Source organism: Sphaerochaeta pleomorpha str. Grapes (genome assembly GCF_000236685.1).
Classification (GTDB): domain Bacteria; phylum Spirochaetota; class Spirochaetia; order Sphaerochaetales; family Sphaerochaetaceae; genus Sphaerochaeta; species Sphaerochaeta pleomorpha.
Genome location: NC_016633.1, coordinates 789280 through 809193, shown reverse-complemented (window position 1 = coordinate 809193; position 19914 = coordinate 789280). Strand labels below are relative to the sequence as shown.

Sequence of the window (19914 nt, the reverse complement as noted above, 5' to 3'; positions counted from 1 at the left end):
ATGGCTTATAGCTCAACCTCCCAATATGAGTTTATCAATGCAAAGCTTCGTGCACGTATCGGTCTGATGCGTGAATCCCATCTTATCGATGACTTGATGAAAGCCAATTCAGTAGTTGAAGCTGTGCATTCTTTGCGTGATGGTTCTTATAAGGATGTTGCAAAGGCGTATGACGAGACTGGTGACCTCCAGCAAATGGAACTGGTACTTTTGAAAAAAGAAATCGAAATGTACCATGGCATTGCAAAGCTTTTAAGGGGTTCCACCTCTGATTTTGTACGTACCCTTCTGGGCAAAATAGAAGTAGAGAACCTGAAAAACGCAATTCGCCTTTGGTTCAGCAGCGTAATCCGTCTGCATTCGATACGGTACCGTAGCGAATACCTGTTCAAGGAAAAAATTGTCTCCGATATTAACTGGACAGGTCTGATCAATGCAGTTTCCTGGGATGGGGTAGTTTCTTCATTAGGGAAAAGTCCCTATGCAGCGGTTCTCCGGAATTTTTCCCAGGAGGATATCCAGCAACAGGGTGTCTTTTACCTGGAATCAGCCCTCGATTGCGAATGGTACAGACAGATTCTTGAAAAATCAGAGCAGCTGTCCCCAGTCGATAGAAAAATCGTTCAGGAAGTCTTTAAGGTTGAAATCGACCTGAATAACATCCTCATGCTGATTCGCTTCGGTTGGTATCATAAATTGGACAAGGAGCATCTGCAGAGCCTCTTATTTCCTTGGGGGCGAATCTATAGAAGCAACAATGTGAAAACCTTTCTGGCGATGTCCCCGGGTGATCGTGACCCTGTAGTCTTGCTTCAGCAATATTATCCTGATCTTGTGGAATCAATTCAGAAGGTGTCAACCGAGAGCAAAGAAGGTGCCCACAGTGATGAGTTGCTTGCCAAGGCAACGCTCAAGATTGAACATTACCTTCAGCAGAAGCGTAGCAAGGAATATCATTATATCTTGGCTGGTGACCCTTTTACCATCGGGATTGCCCTTGCCTACTTTTTTCTCTATACAAGTGAGGATTCGATGATCAAGGCAATCTTGAATGGGAAATATTACGGTTATAGCGAGGAATACATCAGGGGGGTGCTGGCATGAACCTGTTTACCAGGCCAATGAAACTGCTTACCGCAGTTGTGTTGGAGCAGATGAGCGATACAGTTATCAAGGCTTTGCTTGAGTTAGGGGTGATGGATTTTGTAAGTATCAAGAAAATCGATCCCCGGCAAATGGAGAAGCTCAGTTCGAGACCGATCTCGATAAGCAAGGCCGCCCTCGAGGATATGCGACACCGGGTAGAGGCTGTGTTGCGTCAAGGGCATTGCCTTCTTCCTTCCAGTGACATGCTTGATGTCAAGAACCTGGAAAAGCCTGATCTGGAATCCTATAGGAACATGCTTGACAATTTGGGAAAGCAATTGGCAACGCTCAAGGACAAGCAGAAGAACTTTAACCAACAGTTATTGGGTTTGCAGGAACTCAAAAGGTATATTGGGGATGAAAAACTCGAATATCTTGATTTGAGGGTTGGTGTTGTCGGGCATGGCAGTCCAGAGGACCTCAGTGAGAAGCTGATTTCCCTAGGAGGCCTTCTCCATAAGACAGAGGAAGGCAATTCCTACATAGCTCTGGCCTTGCGCAGGGACAGTGCCCAGGTATCCCCCCTGCTTGACAAATTCGAATGGACGGAGACCAGCAATGCTGAGCTCCAGAAACATGCCTTTATAGAGATTTCCTCCCGGATTGACAAAGAATACCTAGAGGCAGCTGCCCATCTCAAACAGACTGAGCTTGAGGTAGACGAGATAATCAAGAAGCAGCAAATGCAGTTGGATTCGATGTGGTGCAACCTTCGGCTCAATGAGCTTTGCAACCAGATCAGGTCTTATTTTTCCTATACAAGAAATACAACCCTTTTTTCAGGTTGGGTACCTGTAGACCAGTGTGATTCTGTCTCTGAGGCCATAACCCAGGCCAGCGAAGGGCAGTGTGTGATTGAGTGGACAGGTGCCGAGGAAATGCCGAGGGAAGAAATCCCAGTTTCCATACATACCCCGAAAGCCTTCAGTCCCTTCCAGAAAATGGTAGATAATTACAACACACCTGAATACGGTTCGGTTAACCCCACTATTTTCGTCATGGTAGCCTATTTGGTCATGTTTGCCTTGATGTTCGCTGATGTGGGGCAAGGTTTGGTATTGCTTCTCATCGGTTTGGTCGGACGTTTTGATTATAAGAAGAATCCTTTGAAAGCAGATGGTATGATCAGCAGGAATCTCTGCAACCTTCTGCTCTACCTAGGTTCAGCCTCCATGGTCGGTGGCGTGCTTTTCGGTTCCTATTTTGGGTTTTCCCTGTTTCCTGCCGTCTGGTTCAATTTCGACCGTGTGGTCAATGGAGAGGCGACAGGTGGGGTTATAAAGGATGTCTATTCCATCCTTGGGATTACCGTCAAGTTCGGAATTGTCATCATCTACCTTGGATTGCTAATCAACTGGGTAAACCTTTTCAGAAAAAAGGCCTGGCTTAAACTTACCCTTGATAAGAACGGTCTTGTCGGCGGCTGGCTTTTCGCTGTTGGCCTGTACATGGGGTTTGGGTATGTAGCGACAGGGTACAAGCAGTTCCCTTCGGCTTCCTGGCTTACGCCTGCCATAGTCATTCCGATAGTACTGTTACTGTTTCCGGGTTTTATCGAATACCGTATCTCGGTCAAGAAGGGTGGCAAAAAACATTCGATCGTTGCAGTGACCATGGATGCTTTTATGGAATGGTTTATCAATGTCCTTGAGATTTTCATAGGCTATCTCTCGAATACCCTCTCTTTCATGCGGGTAGCCGGATTAGGGATTGCCCATGTCAGCCTCATGACAGCATTCAAGGAACTGGCAGGGAATGCCGGTGGATTCTGGGGTATCCTGATATTTATTTTCGGGAACCTTCTCGTTATCGCATTGGAAGGGTTGAGTTCAGGCATCCAGGCTTTGAGGCTTAACTATTATGAGTTCTTTAGCAAGTATTTTACCGGGAAAGGTGTCGCGTATGAGCCAGTGGGCCTTCGTTCCCCGTTTTCTGTAAACAAATAAAATAGTGCATTGTTTAGGAGGGTCAAAATGACCAGTATTGCATTCAAAAAGAAAATTTCTCTAACACTGCTGGCAACTGCTTTTATGTTGTTTGCCTCAGGCTTTGTGTTTGCACCAGGCGCCTATGCCGCAACAACCGCTGCAGCCGCTACCGGATTTGATTTAAATCTGTCTCTGGTTTGTTTCAGTGCTGCTCTCGCCTTTGGTATGGGCGCGCTTGCTGCAGGCATTTCAATAGGAAAGATTGGTAGTGCGGCAATGGGTGCTATCAGCGAACGTCCAGAGATTGCTTCCCAGGCTTTGATTTTCATTGCTTTGGCTGAAGGTCTGGTAATCTTTGGGTTCATCACTGCCTTGATGATTCTCGGGAAGGCCTAAACCATGCAGTATTTTGTCATCGGTGACGAAGATACCGTACTGGGGTTCTCCCTTGTCGGTGTCTTTGGTATGCAGGCGACAAATGTCGAGCAGGCGCAGAGGGCTTGGGACAAGGCGTTGGAGGATCCTGAAAATGGGATCATTATCATTACCGAGGATGTGGCGGATATGATCAGGCCTGTTGTTGACCGATATCTGTTCTCGGAGTCATTTCCCCTTGTCGTTGAGATTCCGCCTGCCCATAGTGATGGCAAGCAGAAGGATTTGCGGGCACTGGTAAACCAAGCAATCGGTGTTTCGCTGTAGGGAGGTTTCATATGGAAAAGTCGGACAATCTCTTGCTCAATGGCATCATTACCGAAGCACAGAATCAGGCAGAAAAAATTAAAGCCGATGCAAGCAGACAATGTGAGCAGATTCTCGTTGATGCACAGAAACGTGCGGACCATGAAATTGAGCTGGAGAATCACCTCCATGAACAAAGGATGAAACAGGTTGATCTCAGGCTGCAGGCCAATCTCGGCAGCGCAAAGAGAAGAGCAAGCCTGAAAAAGATTGATGCCAGTTACCAAGAGGTCATGCGCAGAGTGAACCTGAGGATGAACAGTTTTGCACGTTCCAAGGAATTCGTCCCTTTTCTCGCCGAATGGATTGCAGAAGCAGCCATTGGCCTTGATTTGAAAGAGGCAAAGGTAGCTTTCAATCCTTTATGCCCGGTAACAGAAGAGACTCTTACGCAGGCAACGGAACTGGTTAAGAACATAACTGGTTCTGATATTCATTTGAGCCTTGATTCCAAGCCTATCCGGTCCCTTGGGGTTGTGCTCTCTTCGTTGGATGATAAAGTATCATACAACAATCAGGTTGATATCCGTCTTCGGAGGTTCGACCGCGAAATCAGGACTTTGGTACAGGAATATACATGGAAGGCAGAATAGTAGGAAAAATCAAACGGGTTAACGGTCCTGTCATCACGGTTAAAGATGTAACCGACGCTAAGATGATGGAAATGGTCCGGATCGGCGAGCAACAACTCATTGGAGAGGTCGTTAAACTGTATAATGGACAAGCCACCGTACAGGTATATGAGGACGCTACAAGTTTGTGCCCGGGTGAAAACGTATACGGAAGTGATATGAGCCTCAGTGTTGAACTTGGCCCTGGGCTCATCGGTACCATTTACGATGGTATCCAGCGTCCACTGGAAAAACTGATGGAGGTGTCCGGTACCTTTATTTCCAGGGGTTTATCCTTTCCAGCCCTCGATCATGAAAAATTATGGCATTTTGTGCCGGCAGTCAAAGAAGGCGACACTCTTTCCAAGGGTATGGTAATCGGTACTGTCCAGGAAACGGAACGCATTCTCCAGCGCATCCTTGTTCCCCCTCTCTATGAAACGGTTACCGTCTCTTCAGTTGTGAAAGAAGGTGACTATACGGTTATGCAAGACATCGTGACGGTGGTCCTTGCAAGCGGCAGACAGGAAAAACTGCAGATGGCCCAACACTGGCCGATCAGGGTTCCCCGACCGGTAAAGAACCGTTTGGTGCTCAAGCAGCCTTTGGTTACCGGTCTGCGTGTAATTGACACGCTGTTCCCCCTTGCCAAGGGTGGAACTGTCGCAATTCCCGGAGGATTTGGTACGGGAAAGACAATGACCCAGCATTCTATCGCCCAGTGGTGTGATGCCGATATCATCGTCTATATAGGATGCGGTGAGCGTGGGAATGAGATGACCGATGTTCTGCGGGAGTTTCCCCAGTTGGTTGATCCCCGTACCGGCCAATCCTTGATGGAACGCACGATATTGATTGCCAACACCTCCAATATGCCGGTATCTGCCCGTGAGGCAAGTATCTATACAGGCATTTCCATGGCTGAATATTATCGGGACCAGGGATATCATGTAGCAATCATGGCCGACTCTACCAGCCGATGGGCAGAGGCTTTGAGGGAACTCAGCGGCCGAATGGAAGAGATGCCGGCCGAGGAAGGATTCCCTGCCTATCTCCCTACCCGTATTGCCCAGTTTTATGAACGTGCAGGGTATATGAGGGCACTCAACGATGAGGATGGCTCTGTATCGATCATTGGTGCTGTCAGTCCTCCGGGAGGTGACTTTTCCGAGCCGGTAACCCAGGCTACCAAGCGGTTTGTCCGTTGTTTCTGGGGTCTCGACCGTGCGCTTGCAAGTAGTCGCCACTATCCTGCTATCAGTTGGATTGATTCGTACAGTGAATATCTTGGTGACGTCCGGCAGTGGTGGAATGACCATAGCGAGGGCACTTGGTATGACAACCGCAACCAGATCATGGAATTGCTACAGAAGGAAATCAGGCTCCAGCAGATTGTCAAACTTGTTGGTCCCGATGCACTTCCCGATAGCCAGAATTTCATTCTGGAAGTATGCTCGCTGTTCAAAACCGCATTTCTGCAACAGAATGCTTTCGACGAGATTGACAGGTATTGCTCTATCGAGAAACAAGTGAAAATGCTTGCCATCATATTGGAATATTACAAAAAGGGTTCTGAGGCAATTGCCAAGGGAGTTCCCATGGTAAAACTGAGAAGGCTACGTTCTGTCCAGGATATGGCCAGGATGAGGTTCTCGGTTAACAATGAGGACCTGCAAGCCTTGGATAAGCTACAGCTGGGCCTCGAACGGTCTATAGACCAGCTGGGGGGAATCTATGAAAACTAAAGAATCATTGCTTGCGCAGACTGACCGCCATCTGCTTAGTGGACGTGAATACCGGGGAGCCTCCAGAATTGACGGACCCCTGCTTTATATGCGCAATACCCATCCCGTTGGCTATGGGGAGCTTGTCGAAGTTACGGTTCCCGATGGAACACGCCGTGCAGGACAAGTTCTCGATACTTCTGATGAAGTGGTTGTGGTACAGGTGTTTGAGGGTACTGATGGATTGACACTTCCCGGGACCGGTATGCGTTTCATGGGAGAACCTCTTACGCTGCCGGTTTCTGAGCAGATGCTTGGGCGGGTAATGAATGGACTGGGCAAAAGCCGTGACGGGGTACCTCTGCCTCCCGGAGCCTTTGAACGTGATGTCAATGGCATTCCTATCAACCCGACAGCCCGTGAATATCCCAGGGATTTTATCCAGACAGGTATTTCGGTTATCGATGGCATGACCACCTTGATCCAGGGGCAGAAACTTCCTATATTCAGCGGGAACGGCTTGAATCATAATGAGCTTGCCGCACAGATTGCCCGTCAGGCAAAGGTGCGGGGGGCCGAAAGTGATTTCTGTATTGTGTTTGCAGCCATGGGGGTCAAGCACGACGTAGCCAGATTCTTTACTGACAGTTTTGAGCAGTCGGGGGTTTTGGATAACGTTGCATTGTTTTTCTCCCTTGCAGACGACCCCTCCATCGAACGGACCATTACCCCTAAGACAGCCTTGACCTTGGCAGAGTATCTTGCCTTTGACAAAGGCAAACAGGTTCTGGTAATCATGACCGATATGACCAACTACTGTGAATCCTTGCGGGAGATCGGGACAATGCGGGGAGAAATCCCTTCCCGAAAAGGCTATCCTGGATACATGTATTCCAGTCTTGCCGAACTCTATGAACGTTCGGGAAAAATTATCGGAAGGAAGGGGTCGATTACCCAACTGCCAATTCTCTCTATGCCGAACGATGATATCAGCAATCCTGTCCCGGATTTGACAGGCTACATTACAGAAGGGCAGATTGTGTTTGACAGGGGAATGCAGGCCAGGGGCATATATCCGCCGATCAATTGTCTTCCTTCCTTGTCCCGTCTGATGAAAGACGGCATTGGGGAAGGGATGACCAGGGATGACCATCCGCATCTTTCAAACCAGTTGTTCGCCTGTTATAGCCATGTCAAGGACGTCCAGAATTTGGCATCGGTTATCGGTGAAGAGGAATTGACGCCGCTTGACCACCAATATCTAGAATTTGGTGATTTCTTTGAGAAGAAATTTGTCAACCAAGGGTATAATGAAGATCGAAGTATCGAACAGACACTTGATCTTGCATGGGAAGCCTTGAGTAAACTCCCGAGTGAGGAATTGCAGCGACTGACCGACGAGGAAATCGCCGAACACTACGGTAAGTAGTAGGAGAATTCAGTGGACACTACGCTAGCTCCCACCAGGAGCAACCTGTTGAAATTGATAGATGACTTGAAATTCTCCCAGCTGGGTTATGATCTGCTCGATCAAAAACGTTCGATTCTCGTTACTGAGCTTTTGACTTTGGTTGACCAGGCTGTTGACTACCAGAGTAGGGTAGACCATTCTCTCATTGAGGCTGAATCCACCCTTAGCGATTCCATAATGCATATGGGGCGACTGAAAGTAGCCAACCTCAGCGGGGCTGTAAATATTGAGTATGGAGTACAAGTAGGAACCAGACGCGTAATGGGGGTGGCTCTGCCAAAAGTAGATACTACCTTCACCAACCATAGCCCGTATTTTAGCAGTGAAGGGACAAGTATCCTTGCTGAGCTTTCGATTGACAGATACCGGGAGACCCTTGAACTGATGGGTAGGCTTGCTGAATTGAAAGTTTCGATTATGCGTCTGGCCAGGGAAGTAAAGAAGACTATCCGAAAGGTTAATGCCTTGGAAAAGATTGTCATCCCCAACAACCAACAGACAATTGATTGGATGCGAGGTCGTATCGAGGAACAGGAGCGTGAAAATTTCATACTTCTGAAAGTGGTCAAAGACCGCATGGAACGGGCAAAAGAGTTGAAAGATTCCCCTGCCAAGGTGATGACTGCGACTGTCGTTGATGATACGATGAAAAAAGGAGGTTCTCATGGGAGTACCGTTTAAGGATATTGTCGTTTATCTGGACGGTTCGGAAAGTTCGTTGACGGCAACGATGTATGCGATAAAATTGGCAAAGGAGAACAATGCCAAGCTGACCGCAGTGTACGTTGTGAATACGAAAGCTCTCGGAGAGCTTGTCAAAGCTGGTATTTTCGTTGCAATTGAGCGAGATGAATATCAGAGGGACCTGCAAAGCGATGCTGACCGGTACCTGCGCCATGCATCGAAGCTTGCCCAACAGAAAGAAGTGGAAATAGACACGGTCAAACTTGAAGGGACTGTTCATGTGGTTGTCCGGGCTTTGCTTAAAGAAAAAAATGCAGATCTTTTGGTCCTTGGGGGAATTACCGATATTCGTTCCAGGCGAGAAGAACTTGCAAGTGATACCGATAGGTTGATGCGAACATCCCCCTGTCCTGTTTTGGTTGTACGTGATGATGATGATATCTGGTTTGAGTTTGAATCGTGAGGAGCTTTGCATGAATTTACTGGATGTTTTGGATAAGGACCTGGTTAAGGTTCCTCTCAACGCAATTGATAAGCTTGGAATCATCGGCGAATTAGTCGATGTAGTTACCAAGGCAAAAGGATATTCTTCCCAGCAGCATGACGATATCTTGAATGCTGTCCTCTCCCGGGAAAGTCTTGGATCAACCGGGATTGGCAATGGGATTGCAATTCCCCATGCAAAGACAGATGCAGTCGATCATGTCAGCATGGTTGTTGGGATCAGCAGGATTCCTGTTGATTTCTCATCCCCTGATGAGGTGAAAAGCAAGATTTTCTTTTTGGTGCTTGCCCCTTCAAAAGAAGCCTCAGCCCATGTTGAGTTGCTGGCTTCCATTGCACGTACCTGTACATCCCAGATTTTCCGCAGGATGTTGGAACAATCGAAGAACAGGGACGAAGTTGTTCGTCTTTTCATGGAATAGAAAAAACTTATTGCCAGTACTGGGGGATCGGAAGCGATGCCCCCAAAGTTGCGTCTGGTGCCGTTAAGGTACGTTAAAACCTATTGGGATTAATTCTTTCGAGTTGGACAATATGTGTTTTTGTCCCGTCTATTATTTGAGTAGGGTCTCTTTCATCTCCAAAAATTCTTCTTTGGTTATTTCACCCTTTGCATACCGTTGTTTTAGTATGGAAAGCGGTGTTTCTGTCTCTGAAGCTTTTTTCCCCCTTTTGCTAAATCCCCCAGGGGTAAAAAACCTGATCGACAATACTATTGCCAAAAAAATTATCCCTGCAACAAGCAGAAAAACAAGAATTCCGCTCCAAAGCGGCCATCCTCTCATCCCATTGATACCATACCAAGCGTTGTTCCATCCACTCATCATCATACCGCTCCCCAGCATTTCTGATCCCCAGCCGGCTGAAGTCAAATTCCCGTCATTTTTTAGATAGGAGTAGGCAATCCATTTATGCTTGGCTGCCAATTGCAATGATCCTTCCCCTCCCATCATCTGGTCCATCCAGGCATGTTGCTGTTCATCCGGGATAAGGATTCCCATAACAGCATCTCCGAGACGTTCGAGCTGTGCGTCGGAAACCTTGTCGGGGTCGATCTGCTTGATTGTGCTTACCCCTTGGTTGTCCATTATTTTCTGGACAATCAATTGGGTTGACTGCGTGTAGTCGATTACTTCGGCACCGAGCGGTACTATGCAGAGAAGCAGGATGCAAGCCAAAAATGCCACTGTTTTTTTCATATGCTTCCTCTCCTTATTGCTTTATAAGCAGTATCTGCAAAGAAATGGCCGAAAATGAATCCATGCGATGGGTTGGAGGATTTTCCATTTCCCTGCATGTTAATGATACACCTCTTTGTCGCTATGGCCAGAGTACCGGTTATATGGTTGAGAAAGGTAATAGGGCAGGTAATCGTTAAAAAGGGGGCTAAGCGTAAAAGCATATAGTGAAGAACTGCTGCTATTGAAAGGGAAGGGCCGCAACACAGTGGCTGCGGCCCTTCCCTGGATTAAAGCGATTTGTTTATTTTGCTGCCATCTTATAGATTGCAATGAGGTCTTCTTTTTCAAGGTTCATGAAATTCCCAAGCGTGCGTTTCCCGAAGAATGTACATTTTTCTGCCATCTCCTCGATTTGCGCCGGACTTGGGTCGATTCCCAGTTCCTTGAAATTGGTGGGCATCTCTATGCTTGAAAAGAAATCAGTTGTTGCCTTGATGGCGGCAAGGGCATCTTTTTCGCTATCTCCTGACTGCTCCAGAGAGAAGACGTTTTTACCAAACCGTGCGAATCTTGAGGGATTTTCCTTATAGACATACAGAGCCCAGCTAGTCCAAATGGCGGCAAGTCCTGCCCCATGGGCAACATCGAACATGCCTCCCATTTCGTGTTCCAGCTGATGGGGAGCCCAATCGCCAGGGGAACTGTTTCCGGCCCCGGTAAGGCCATTGTGCGAAAGGCTACTGGCCCACATCATGTTTGCTCTCCCGTCATAATCATGGGGGTTGTCCTTCAAGACATATGCATTGTTCTTCACGGTAACCAATAGGGCTTCTGCAAGTTCATCGGTCAAGTCCATGGTGTTGCCTTTGAGGAAGTATCGTTCCATGGTGTGCATCATGATGTCTACGGCCCCACACATGGTCTGGTAGCTGGGAAGCGTGTAGGTAAGCTCTGGATTCATGATCGAAAAACGACAGCGGCTGGAATCAGAATTGATGCCACGTTTCAAATTGCCATCTTCATTGGTTATAACCGAGGAACTGCTCATTTCACTGCCGGCAGCTGCCAAAGTCAATACTGAACCGATAGGGTAACAGCCCTTGATCTTTCGTTTTTCGTCATAAAAGTCCCATACTTCACCTTCATGGTAAAGTCCGAACCCGATTGCCTTGCAGGAATCGATAACCGAACCACCGCCAACGGCGAGCAGAAAATCTACACCTTCTCGCTTGCAAAGGCTGATGCCTTCATGAACGAGTGAGAGCCGTGGATTTGGAACTACCCCCCCGAGGGTTACGTATTCCAGCCCAGCTTCAGCAAGTGATTCTGTTATTCGGTCGAGGAGCCCTGATTTCTTTGCACTTGAAGACCCGTAATGCACAAGCACTTTTTTGCAATGTAACTCTTTGATGAGGGAACCCACTTGTCGCTCTGCACCTTTACCGAAAATTACCTTTGTAGGTGTGTAATACGTAAAATCTGTTGTCATCGGATACTCCTATAAAATATTTACACGGTCAATGTTAATTTTGCCAGTATTGCATGTTTGTTGCTAATAGCCCAGACTCTCGCCTACGATTAAAACCTTGATTCTATCGGGGAAATGCTGGCGTGAGAAGACAGCGTAATTGGAACATATGGTGTTTTCACAAGCACCTGCTGTGAGTGCCATCAAATTGTTGGTATTGCAGGTAGGATTGATACACTTTCCCTTCTTGTTGCAATAGGTGTCGATGTCGAGCCGCACTGCATTTGCAGGGGCTGCAGTTTCCTTAACCCGCACAATCGCGCTTGCAAGGTCCGGGACAATCTTATCCCAGGACACGATGAGCACCACTTGTTTTGGCCCGTAGAGCATCGCTGCAATCCGGTTTGACGTTCCGTCTACACAATAGATTTCACCATGCTCGGTAATTGCATTCGCACTTGCAAGATAGGTGTCGACACTGAAGCTTTCAAGGAAAACCTGCCGTATTTGCTCGGGGGTAAGCCCTTTTTTATACCGGTCATGAAAAATGTAGTCACCGTTTCTCAGTAGTTCAAGGATACCCGTTTCCTGTAATGTCACCGATCCGCCGACTGCAACAGATTCACCTTTTTCTATCAGTGAAGTAACCATCGGTATGACTTCATTGATTGAAGGCAGAAAGGCTGCCTTGATATTGTTCAATGCAAGCGCTTTGAGCGTCCGGCCTACCTGCTGTTCCCTGTTTTTGCGTTTGTTTGCGTCCATTGATTTTTCTCCATTGCCATAAGGATACCCTATCAGATAATACCTCTGCAATATTGGATTTCTAATATAAGTTGCAAGGGCCGTGTTTTGAATGTATTTTTAGAAGAGAGGAGATACTATGGATATTACATTCCTTGGTGCTGCACAACAGGTTACCGGAAGCTGTACGCTACTCGAAAGTGCCGGCTTGAAAATACTCGTTGACTGTGGTCTTCCACAAGGCAATGACGAAAGGGAATCTGGAATGGATTTGCCTTTTAACCCTGAATCGATTGACTACGTGCTTCTTACCCATGCGCATATAGATCATAGCGGAAGGATACCGTTGCTTGTGAAGAATGGTTTCAGGGGGAAGATTTTTACGACCCCTGCTACGATTGACCTCTGTGAGATTATGCTTGCTGATAGCGGACATATCCAGGAAATGGAGGCTGAGTGGAAGAGCCGAAAGCAAAGACGCGCAGGACAAGCCGGGGTAGAACCGCTCTATACGGTCAAAGATGCACAGAAAGCCATGATGCTGTTCCAGGGGTGCGATTACGAAAAGATTATCGACCTTGGGCGCGGCTGTAAGGTTCGATTCATCGATGCCGGACATCTGCTGGGATCTTCTTCCCTCGAGGTATGGCTTTCAGAAGGAAAAGAGCTACGAAAAATTGTATTTTCAGGGGATATCGGAAATTTCGACCAGCCTTTGATAAAGGATCCTGTATATATCGACAGTGCTGACTTTGTAGTGATGGAATCTACCTACGGTAATCGCATGCATAAAAAACCGTTGAATGCGATGGGGAATTCAGTTCCTACCAGCGTTCGTGCACAGGAACTTGCCGATATTATCGAACGGACATTCAACCGTGGGGGAAATGTAATAATACCTTCCTTTGCTGTGGGCCGAACACAGGAAATACTCTATTTGCTTCGTGTTGTCATTGAGAAGAATCTCTGCCCATCTTGTAAAAAAATCCCTGTTTTTGTCGATAGTCCCCTTTCTGTGAAGGCGACCAATGTTTTTTCAGGAAATATTTTCGGATATATGGATTCTGAAGCCATGGAATTGGTGCACAAGGGAGTCAACCCGATTGTGTTCCCCTCCCTCGTAACCATTACCGATGCAGAAGATTCCAAAGCATTGAACTTTAGAAAGGAAAGCTGCGTAATCATCAGTTCCAGTGGAATGTGTGAAGCAGGCCGTATCAAGCACCATCTCAAGCATAATCTGTGGAGGTCTGAATGCACTGTTCTCTTCAGTGGGTACCAGGCAGGGGGGACATTGGGAAGGAACATCCTGGATGGGGCGAGGCATGTCACCATTTTTGGTGAGCAGATTGATGTGAGATGCGAAATTTGTGAGTTGCAGGGTATCAGTGGCCATGCGGACCAGGAAGGGTTGGTGAAATGGCTGACCGCATTCAAGAAAGAGCCCCGTATGTCCTTTATCAATCATGGGGACAAAGCGGTTGCTCCCTGGTTTGCGCAGTTCATTACAAGGACGCTCGGGCTGAAAGCATATGCACCTGAACCTATGGAGCGTTTTGATTTGCTTGCAGAGCAGACTTTTCCTTCCTGCGTTGCAGTTGATGATTCTGTTCTTCCTTGTATGCGTGAACTTAGCGAAGCTGTTGCTTTGCTCAAACATAATGAGGAACTGCTGCAGAGTGTTATCGAACGGCTTAAGAAAGAAGGTGCAAAGAAAGATATTACACAGAAACAGGCTCTGCGGTTGACTAATGCCATTGTGCGGCTTGCAAGTGATTTGGAATTTCTGGGAAGCAAATGGGGGCCGGATGCAGACTAGTCGAGATGCTTGCCAAAAATGGTTCCCCATTGTAGGTTTTTCAATATAGTCATCCCCATTTTTTCATAGAATCCGATAGCATGGGTGTTGCGGCCGTCCACTCCCAGGTGGACCCCGCTGACACCCTTTTCTTTCAATACATCAAAGAAGGTAAGCATCAGGCCTTTTCCAAGTCCCTTTCCCTGCAGGTCTGGCAATAGGTTGATATGCATGTGGGCAGGGTATCCGACATGTTCCCAGATTCCTTCCCCGGGACCCTTGCAGATCAAGCTTATTATCTGTTCCTCTGATTTGCATTTGAACTGAGTCCTGTTTTTATATTGGGCCCTCAATGGGGGCAGCCAGGTTTCCTGCATCCATTTGTTAAAGGCTTCGGTGTTGCTTGTCCCTACAATATAACCACAGGGTTGTTCAATTTGATTCAAAGCGACAAAGCATAAATCAGGCTCAAAGAAGAGATAGGGAGCAGCATAATAATGCCCAACGCAAAATGGATCAAAAAAGAAATCTGTGCCATCGAGACCTGATAAGGCTGTTTTAAGACTTATCTCATACAGATAGGGTAAATCTTGATTGTTTGCCTTTCGTATATGTTCCATTGTTTGGGCTCCTGCGTGTGCTTTAAGAATAACGCTGAAGGAATGGTTTCACAACGAGAAGTTATAGAAAAATTATTTTTTATCTTTTTCTCATATATAGAGAAAGATTTTTTAAAATGCGTTCTGGGCTTCTGATTTGCACTTTTTTATAAAAAGTGCTGGACAGAATTTAACTTTGGGTGTAGACTTCCTTCTCGTTGGCCAACACTACTAGAAACCGACTAAATATGGAAAGTTCCAAAAGGGACTTGACTAAAATGGCTGGAATCGCGTAAGATGGTCGAGCGCCTCAGGGATGAGGCACAGCAAGAGGCACCGGTAAAGCCGGGCATGCTAACGATTTATGAAACAACGAGCGAAGGGAAGGAAACGAAGATAGAAGCGGAAGCACCACAAGTGGGCTTCCCAGTCAATTCGAAATGATGAACAGTAGATGAAAGAAGCTACGTTCGTTTGCGAGAAAAGACAGGGCAGACTATCGAAGTAATAGCTGCGGGGCTTCGGCCCCGTATTCCTATGACGGAGAGTTTGATCCTGGCTCAGAACGAACGCTGGCGGCGCGTTTTAAGCATGCAAGTCGAGCGGCAAGGGCCTTCGGGCCCCTAGAGCGGCGGACGGGTGAGTAACACGTGGACAATCTGCCCCCCGGTCCGGGATAGCCTTGGGAAACCTGGGATAATACCGGATACGAGCGGGGCCCCGCAGGGGGCCCCGGGGAAAGGCGCTTCGGCGCCGCCGGGGGATGAGTCCGCGGCCCATTAGCTAGACGGCGGGGTAAAGGCCCACCGTGGCGACGATGGGTAGCCGGCCTGAGAGGGTGATCGGCCACATTGGAACTGAGACACGGTCCAGACTCCTACGGGAGGCAGCAGCTAAGGATCTTCCGCAATGGGCGAAAGCCTGACGGAGCGACGCCGCGTGAACGATGAAGGCCGTGAGGTTGTAAAGTTCTTTTCGGGAGGGGGAATAACCGTGGCAGGTAATGGCCGCGGGATGACGTGAATCCCGGAATAAGCCCCGGCTAACTACGTGCCAGCAGCCGCGGTAACACGTAGGGGGCGAGCGTTGTTCGGAATCATTGGGCGTAAAGGGCGTGCAGGCGGCCCTGCCAGTCTGGCGTGAAAGGCCCCGGCTCAACCGGGGAGACGCGCTGGAAACTGCAGGGCTTGAATACAGGAGGGGATGCCGGAATTCCAGGTGTAGGGGTGAAATCTGTAGATATCTGGAAGAACACCAATGGCGAAGGCAGGCATCTGGCCATGTATTGACGCTGAGACGCGAAGGTGCGGGGAGCAAACAGGTTTAGATACCCTGGTAGTCCGCACAGTAAACGATGTACACCAGGTGGCGGGGGGTTGACCCTCGGTACCGAAGCTAACGCATTAAGTGTACCGCCTGGGGAGTATGCTCGCAAGGGTGAAACTCAAAGGAATTGACGGGGGCCCGCACAAGCGGTGGAGCATGTGGTTTAATTCGATGGTACGCGAGAAACCTTACCAGGGCTTGACATATACCGGAATATGCCTGAAAGGGCATAGCTGCTTGCAGCCGGTATACAGGTGCTGCATGGCTGTCGTCAGCTCGTGCTGTGAAGTGTTGGGTTAAGTCCCGCAACGAGCGCAACCCCTGCTGCCTGTTACCACCACGTAAAGGTGGGGACTCAGGCGGAACTGCCGGTGACAAACCGGAGGAAGGTGGGGACGACGTCAAGTCATCATGGCCCTTATGCCCTGGGCCACACACGTGCTACAATGGCCGGTACAGAGCGCAGCGAGGCCGCGAGGCGGAGCGAATCGCTTAAAGCCGGTCCCAGTACGGATTGGAGTCTGCAACTCGACTCCATGAAGTTGGAATCGCTAGTAATCGCGCATCAGCATGGCGCGGTGAATACGTTCCCGGGCCTTGTACACACCGCCCGTCACACCATCCGAGTCGGGGGTACCCGAAGTCGCCAGCCCAACCCGCAAGGGGGGGCGGTTCCGAAGGTACGCCTGGTGAGGGGGGTGAAGTCGTAACAAGGTAGCCGTACCGGAAGGTGCGGCTGGATCACCTCCTTTCTACAAAGAAAGGCAGGTCCGAGGCCCTCACAGCCGCGGACCGCAATCCAAGGCCGTTGGCCAGCAGGCGAAAATCCTGCGAACAAGACGCCCATTTGGGTGCGCATGCCGAAATCTTCGAATCCTTCCCTCCCTCTTTTGTCCAAGTGCGTCGGGGGCATAGCTCAGCTGGCTAGAGCATCGGCTTTGCAAGCCGAGGGTCAGGGGTTCGAATCCCCTTGCCTCCAGAGAGTTTTACAGCGATTATTGACAGTTTGAGCGTAGGGATTGGAAGAATGATATGGTCAAGTGAAATTAGGGTCCACGGAGGATGCCTAGGAGCTGCCAGGCGAGGAAGGACGCGATAAGCTGCGATAAGCCGCGGGGAGGGGCCAATACCCTTTGATCCGCGGATTTCCGAATGGGGTAACCCGAATGTCCTGATGACATTCGCGGGCACGTGAACAAAATAGCGTGTCCGCGGTATACGCTGGGGAGTGAACCATCTAAGTACCAGCGGGAGTAGAAATCAAACGAGATTCCCCCAGTAGCGGCGAGCGAACGGGGAGGAGCCCAAACCGCGTGCCTTCGGGTGCGCGGGGTTGTAGGGGTGCGGCGGGGGCTTTGCCCCGTGCAGTAAGAAACCGGAAGCGTAGCGGAACGGTCCTGGGAAGGCCGGCCAGAGCGGGTGAAAGCCCCGTACGCGAAACGCCTCCGGCTGCATGGCCGCGCAACCTGAGTACGGCGGGACACGAGAAATCCTGCCGGAATCTGGGGGGACCACCCTCCAAGGCTAAATACTCGGCAGCTACCGATAGCGCATAGTACCGTGAGGGAAAGGTGAAAAGGACCCCGGGAGGGGAGTGAAAGAGAACCTGAAACCGTGGACCTACAAGCGGTCAAAGCCCGGAAGGGTGATGGCGTGCCTTTTGTAGAATGAGCCTGCGAGTTACCGTATGCGGCAAGGTTAAGGGATAGGAGTCCCGGAGCCGCAGGGAAACCGAGTCTGAACAGGGCGTTCAGTCGCGTGCGGTAGACCCGAAGCCAAGTGATCTAGCCATGGCCAGGCTGAAGCAGGAGTGAAATCCTGTGGAGGGCCGAACCTAAATCCGCTGAAAAGGGTTGGGATGAGCTGTGGCTCGGAGCGAAAGACTAAACAAACTTGGAAATAGCTGGTACTCTCCGAAATAGCTTTAGGGCTAGCGTTGCAGGGACTGTCGCGGAGGTAGAGCACTGGATAGGTGAGGGCCCGTCACTGGGTACCGAGCTTAACCAAACTCCGAATACCGCGATACAATATGCAGCAGTCAGACGGCGACTGATAAGGGCCGTCGTCAAGAGGGAAACAGCCCAGACCGCCGGCTAAGGTCCCAAAGGCGTGCCAAGTGGGAAAGGAAGTATGATTGCACAGACAGCCAGGAGGTTGGCTCAGAAGCAGCAACCCCTTCAAAGAGTGCGTAATAGCTCACTGGTCGAGTAGTCATGCGCCGATAATGTAACGGGGCTAAGCACGCCACCGAAGCCGCGGGACAGCACTAGATGCTGTCGGTAGGAGAGCATTCCGTGTACGGAAGAAGCGGGGGCGGAAGCCCCCGTGGACGGGACGGAAGTGAGAATGCAGGCATGAGTAACGAAAAGACGGGTGAGATCCCCGTCCGCCGAAAGCCTAAGGTTTCCAGGGTAAAGGTAATCTACCCAAGGGTTAGTCGGCCCCTAAGGCGAGGGCGAGAGCCGTAGTCGATGGGAAGCTGGTCAACATCCCAGCACCTCCCAGAGTTCCGATTGGGACGACGCATAGGGCGAAACGCAGCAGGGCGACGGTAGTCCCTGTCGAAGCGGCGAGCCGTCGAGGCACCCAGGCAAATCCGGGTGCCGAGGCGAGCCGTGAGCGAGGCCTGTCTAGGCAGGCCGAAGTGCGCGTAGTCGTCGTGCCGAGAAACAGTCCCTAAGGTTAGGCTCTGGGGGCCCGTACTATAAACCGACACAGGTGGGCGAGCTGAGAATGCGCAGGCGCACGGAAGAATTCGCGTTAAGGAACTCGGCAAAATGCATACGTAACTTCGGGATAAGTATGGCCCCCGTAAGGGGGTTGCAGTGAAACGGCCCATGCGACTGTTTACCAAAAACACAGGTCCATGCGAACCAGCAATGGGAAGTATATGGACTGACACCTGCCCGGTGCTGGAAGGTCAAGAGGAGTTGTCAGAGCGATCGAAGCAGCGAATCCAAGCCCCAGTAAACGGCGGCCGTAACTATAACGGTCCTAAGGTAGCGAAATTCCTTGTCGGGTAAGTTCCGACCCGCACGAATGGTGTAACGATATGGGCGCTGTCTCAACGCGAAATCCGGTGAAATTGAAGTCCAGGTGAAGATGCCTGGTACCCGTGGTTAGACGGAAAGACCCCGTGAACCTTTACTTCAACTTGGCATGGAGACTTGGACAGGGATGTGTAGGATAGGTGGGAGGCCGCGAGGCATGGCCGTCAGGCTGTGCGGAGCCGCTGGTGAAATACCACCCTTCCCTTTCCAATTTTCTAACCCGACCCGTAATCCGGGCCGGGGACAGTGCCAGGCGGGAAGTTTGACTGGGGCGGTCGCCTCCCAAAGAGTAACGGAGGCGCGCGACGGTCACCTTAGGATGGTTGGGAATCATCCGGCAAGTGTAAAGGCACAAGGTGGCTTGACTGCGAGGCAAACAAGCCGAGCAGGTACGAAAGTAGGTCTTAGTGATCTGGCGGTAGCGCGTGGAAGCGCCGTCACTTAACGGATAAAAGGTACTCCGGGGATAACAGGCTGATCTTGCCCAAGAGTTCATATCGACGGCAAGGTTTGGCACCTCGATGTCGGCTCATCGCATCCTGGGGCTGGAGCAGGTCCCAAGGGTTTGGCTGTTCGCCAATTAAAGCGGTACGCGAGCTGGGTTCAGAACGTCGTGAGACAGTTCGGTCCCTATCTGCCATGGGCGTTGGATGTCTGAGGGGTTCTGCTTTTAGTACGAGAGGACCGAAGTGGACGAACCTCTGGTGTACCAGTTGTCGTGCCAACGGCATCCGCTGGGTAGCCACGTTCGGAAGGGATAACCGCTGAAAGCATCTAAGCGGGAAGCCCTCCCCAAGATGAGACATCCCCCCCGCACTCGATGCGGGCTGAAGGAAACAGGGAGATGACCTGTTCGATAGGCCGGAGGTGTAAGCGCAGCAATGCGTTCAGCCGACCGGTACTAATCATCCGTGAGGCTTGACCATATCATCGTTCCAG

Annotated in this window: 15 protein-coding genes, 1 tRNA gene and 2 rRNA genes; 14 read left to right on the top strand and 4 right to left on the bottom strand. The window is 49.8% G+C overall.

Annotation, left to right across the window (positions count from 1 at the left end; translation table 11 throughout):
• The 10 genes from SPIGRAPES_RS03670 to SPIGRAPES_RS03625 are packed head-to-tail and all read left to right on the top strand — an operon-like array spanning position 1 to position 9231.
• Positions 1-1104, top strand: coding sequence for a V-type ATPase subunit (locus SPIGRAPES_RS03670; RefSeq protein ID WP_014269428.1), 1104 nt, complete (start codon positions 1-3; stop codon positions 1102-1104).
• Positions 1101-3092 (top strand): V-type ATP synthase subunit I, encoded by a 1992-nt coding sequence (locus SPIGRAPES_RS03665; RefSeq protein ID WP_014269427.1) that lies wholly within the window; start codon positions 1101-1103, stop codon positions 3090-3092. Before SPIGRAPES_RS03670 ends, SPIGRAPES_RS03665 begins: the two co-directional genes overlap by 4 nt.
• A gap of 27 nt (positions 3093-3119) precedes the next feature.
• A complete protein-coding gene (locus SPIGRAPES_RS03660; RefSeq protein WP_014269426.1) occupies positions 3120-3470 on the top strand; it encodes an ATP synthase subunit C in 351 nt (116 codons plus the stop codon).
• A gap of 3 nt (positions 3471-3473) precedes the next feature.
• Positions 3474-3776: a V-type ATP synthase subunit F gene (locus SPIGRAPES_RS03655; protein WP_014269425.1), complete on the top strand. Its 303-nt coding sequence runs from the start codon at positions 3474-3476 to the stop codon at positions 3774-3776.
• Between the two features lie 11 nt (positions 3777-3787).
• Positions 3788-4408 (top strand): V-type ATP synthase subunit E, encoded by a 621-nt coding sequence (locus SPIGRAPES_RS03650; protein ID WP_014269424.1) that lies wholly within the window; start codon positions 3788-3790, stop codon positions 4406-4408.
• Positions 4393-6171, top strand: a complete 1779-nt coding sequence (locus tag SPIGRAPES_RS03645; protein ID WP_014269423.1) for a V-type ATP synthase subunit A — start codon at positions 4393-4395, stop codon at positions 6169-6171. The genes SPIGRAPES_RS03650 and SPIGRAPES_RS03645 overlap by 16 nt, the downstream gene beginning before the upstream one ends.
• The gene (locus SPIGRAPES_RS03640) at positions 6161-7579 is read left to right on the top strand and encodes a V-type ATP synthase subunit B (protein ID WP_014269422.1); all 1419 of its coding nucleotides are present in this window, start codon (positions 6161-6163) and stop codon (positions 7577-7579) included. Before SPIGRAPES_RS03645 ends, SPIGRAPES_RS03640 begins: the two co-directional genes overlap by 11 nt.
• Before the next feature lie 12 nt (positions 7580-7591).
• Positions 7592-8302 (top strand): V-type ATP synthase subunit D, encoded by a 711-nt coding sequence (locus SPIGRAPES_RS03635; RefSeq protein ID WP_014269421.1) that lies wholly within the window; start codon positions 7592-7594, stop codon positions 8300-8302.
• A complete protein-coding gene (locus tag SPIGRAPES_RS03630) occupies positions 8286-8768 on the top strand; it encodes a universal stress protein (protein ID WP_014269420.1) in 483 nt (160 codons plus the stop codon). The genes SPIGRAPES_RS03635 and SPIGRAPES_RS03630 overlap by 17 nt, the downstream gene beginning before the upstream one ends.
• Positions 8769-8778: 10 nt before the next feature.
• Positions 8779-9231, top strand: a complete 453-nt coding sequence (locus SPIGRAPES_RS03625; RefSeq protein ID WP_014269419.1) for a PTS sugar transporter subunit IIA — start codon at positions 8779-8781, stop codon at positions 9229-9231.
• A 132-nt stretch (positions 9232-9363) separates the two neighbouring features.
• Here SPIGRAPES_RS03625 and SPIGRAPES_RS16420 read toward each other — a convergent pair whose 3' ends face one another.
• The 3 genes from SPIGRAPES_RS16420 to SPIGRAPES_RS03610 all read right to left on the bottom strand — a co-directional run bounded on the left by SPIGRAPES_RS16420 (position 9364) and on the right by SPIGRAPES_RS03610 (position 12223).
• Positions 9364-10008, bottom strand: coding sequence for an SHOCT domain-containing protein (locus SPIGRAPES_RS16420; protein WP_014269418.1), 645 nt, complete (start codon positions 10006-10008; stop codon positions 9364-9366).
• Between the two features lie 283 nt (positions 10009-10291).
• Positions 10292-11479 (bottom strand): iron-containing alcohol dehydrogenase, encoded by a 1188-nt coding sequence (locus SPIGRAPES_RS03615; RefSeq protein ID WP_014269417.1) that lies wholly within the window; start codon positions 11477-11479, stop codon positions 10292-10294.
• A 63-nt stretch (positions 11480-11542) separates the two neighbouring features.
• Positions 11543-12223 (bottom strand): lactate utilization protein, encoded by a 681-nt coding sequence (locus SPIGRAPES_RS03610; protein WP_014269416.1) that lies wholly within the window; start codon positions 12221-12223, stop codon positions 11543-11545.
• Between the two features lie 118 nt (positions 12224-12341).
• On the opposite strand from SPIGRAPES_RS03610, the gene SPIGRAPES_RS03605 reads away from it, so the two are divergent.
• Complete coding sequence (locus tag SPIGRAPES_RS03605) at positions 12342-14021, top strand: MBL fold metallo-hydrolase RNA specificity domain-containing protein (protein WP_014269415.1); 1680 nt, start codon at positions 12342-12344, stop codon at positions 14019-14021.
• Here the strand turns inward: SPIGRAPES_RS03605 and SPIGRAPES_RS03600 are convergent.
• Entirely contained in the window at positions 14018-14620 is a 603-nt protein-coding gene (locus tag SPIGRAPES_RS03600) for a GNAT family N-acetyltransferase (RefSeq protein WP_014269414.1), read from the bottom strand. The genes SPIGRAPES_RS03605 and SPIGRAPES_RS03600 overlap by 4 nt on opposite strands.
• Positions 14621-15136: 516 nt before the next feature.
• Between SPIGRAPES_RS03600 and SPIGRAPES_RS03595 the strand changes: the two genes are divergently transcribed.
• The 3 genes from SPIGRAPES_RS03595 to SPIGRAPES_RS03585 all read left to right on the top strand — a co-directional run bounded on the left by SPIGRAPES_RS03595 (position 15137) and on the right by SPIGRAPES_RS03585 (position 19901).
• Positions 15137-16677, top strand: a 16S ribosomal RNA gene (locus SPIGRAPES_RS03595).
• 153 nt (positions 16678-16830) lie between these two features.
• Positions 16831-16904: transfer RNA gene (locus tag SPIGRAPES_RS03590), tRNA-Ala, on the top strand.
• A gap of 55 nt (positions 16905-16959) precedes the next feature.
• Positions 16960-19901 (top strand): 23S ribosomal RNA (locus tag SPIGRAPES_RS03585).
• The 16S and 23S rRNA genes sit together here with 1 tRNA gene alongside, the layout of an rRNA operon.
• Positions 19902-19914 lie beyond the last annotated feature (13 nt).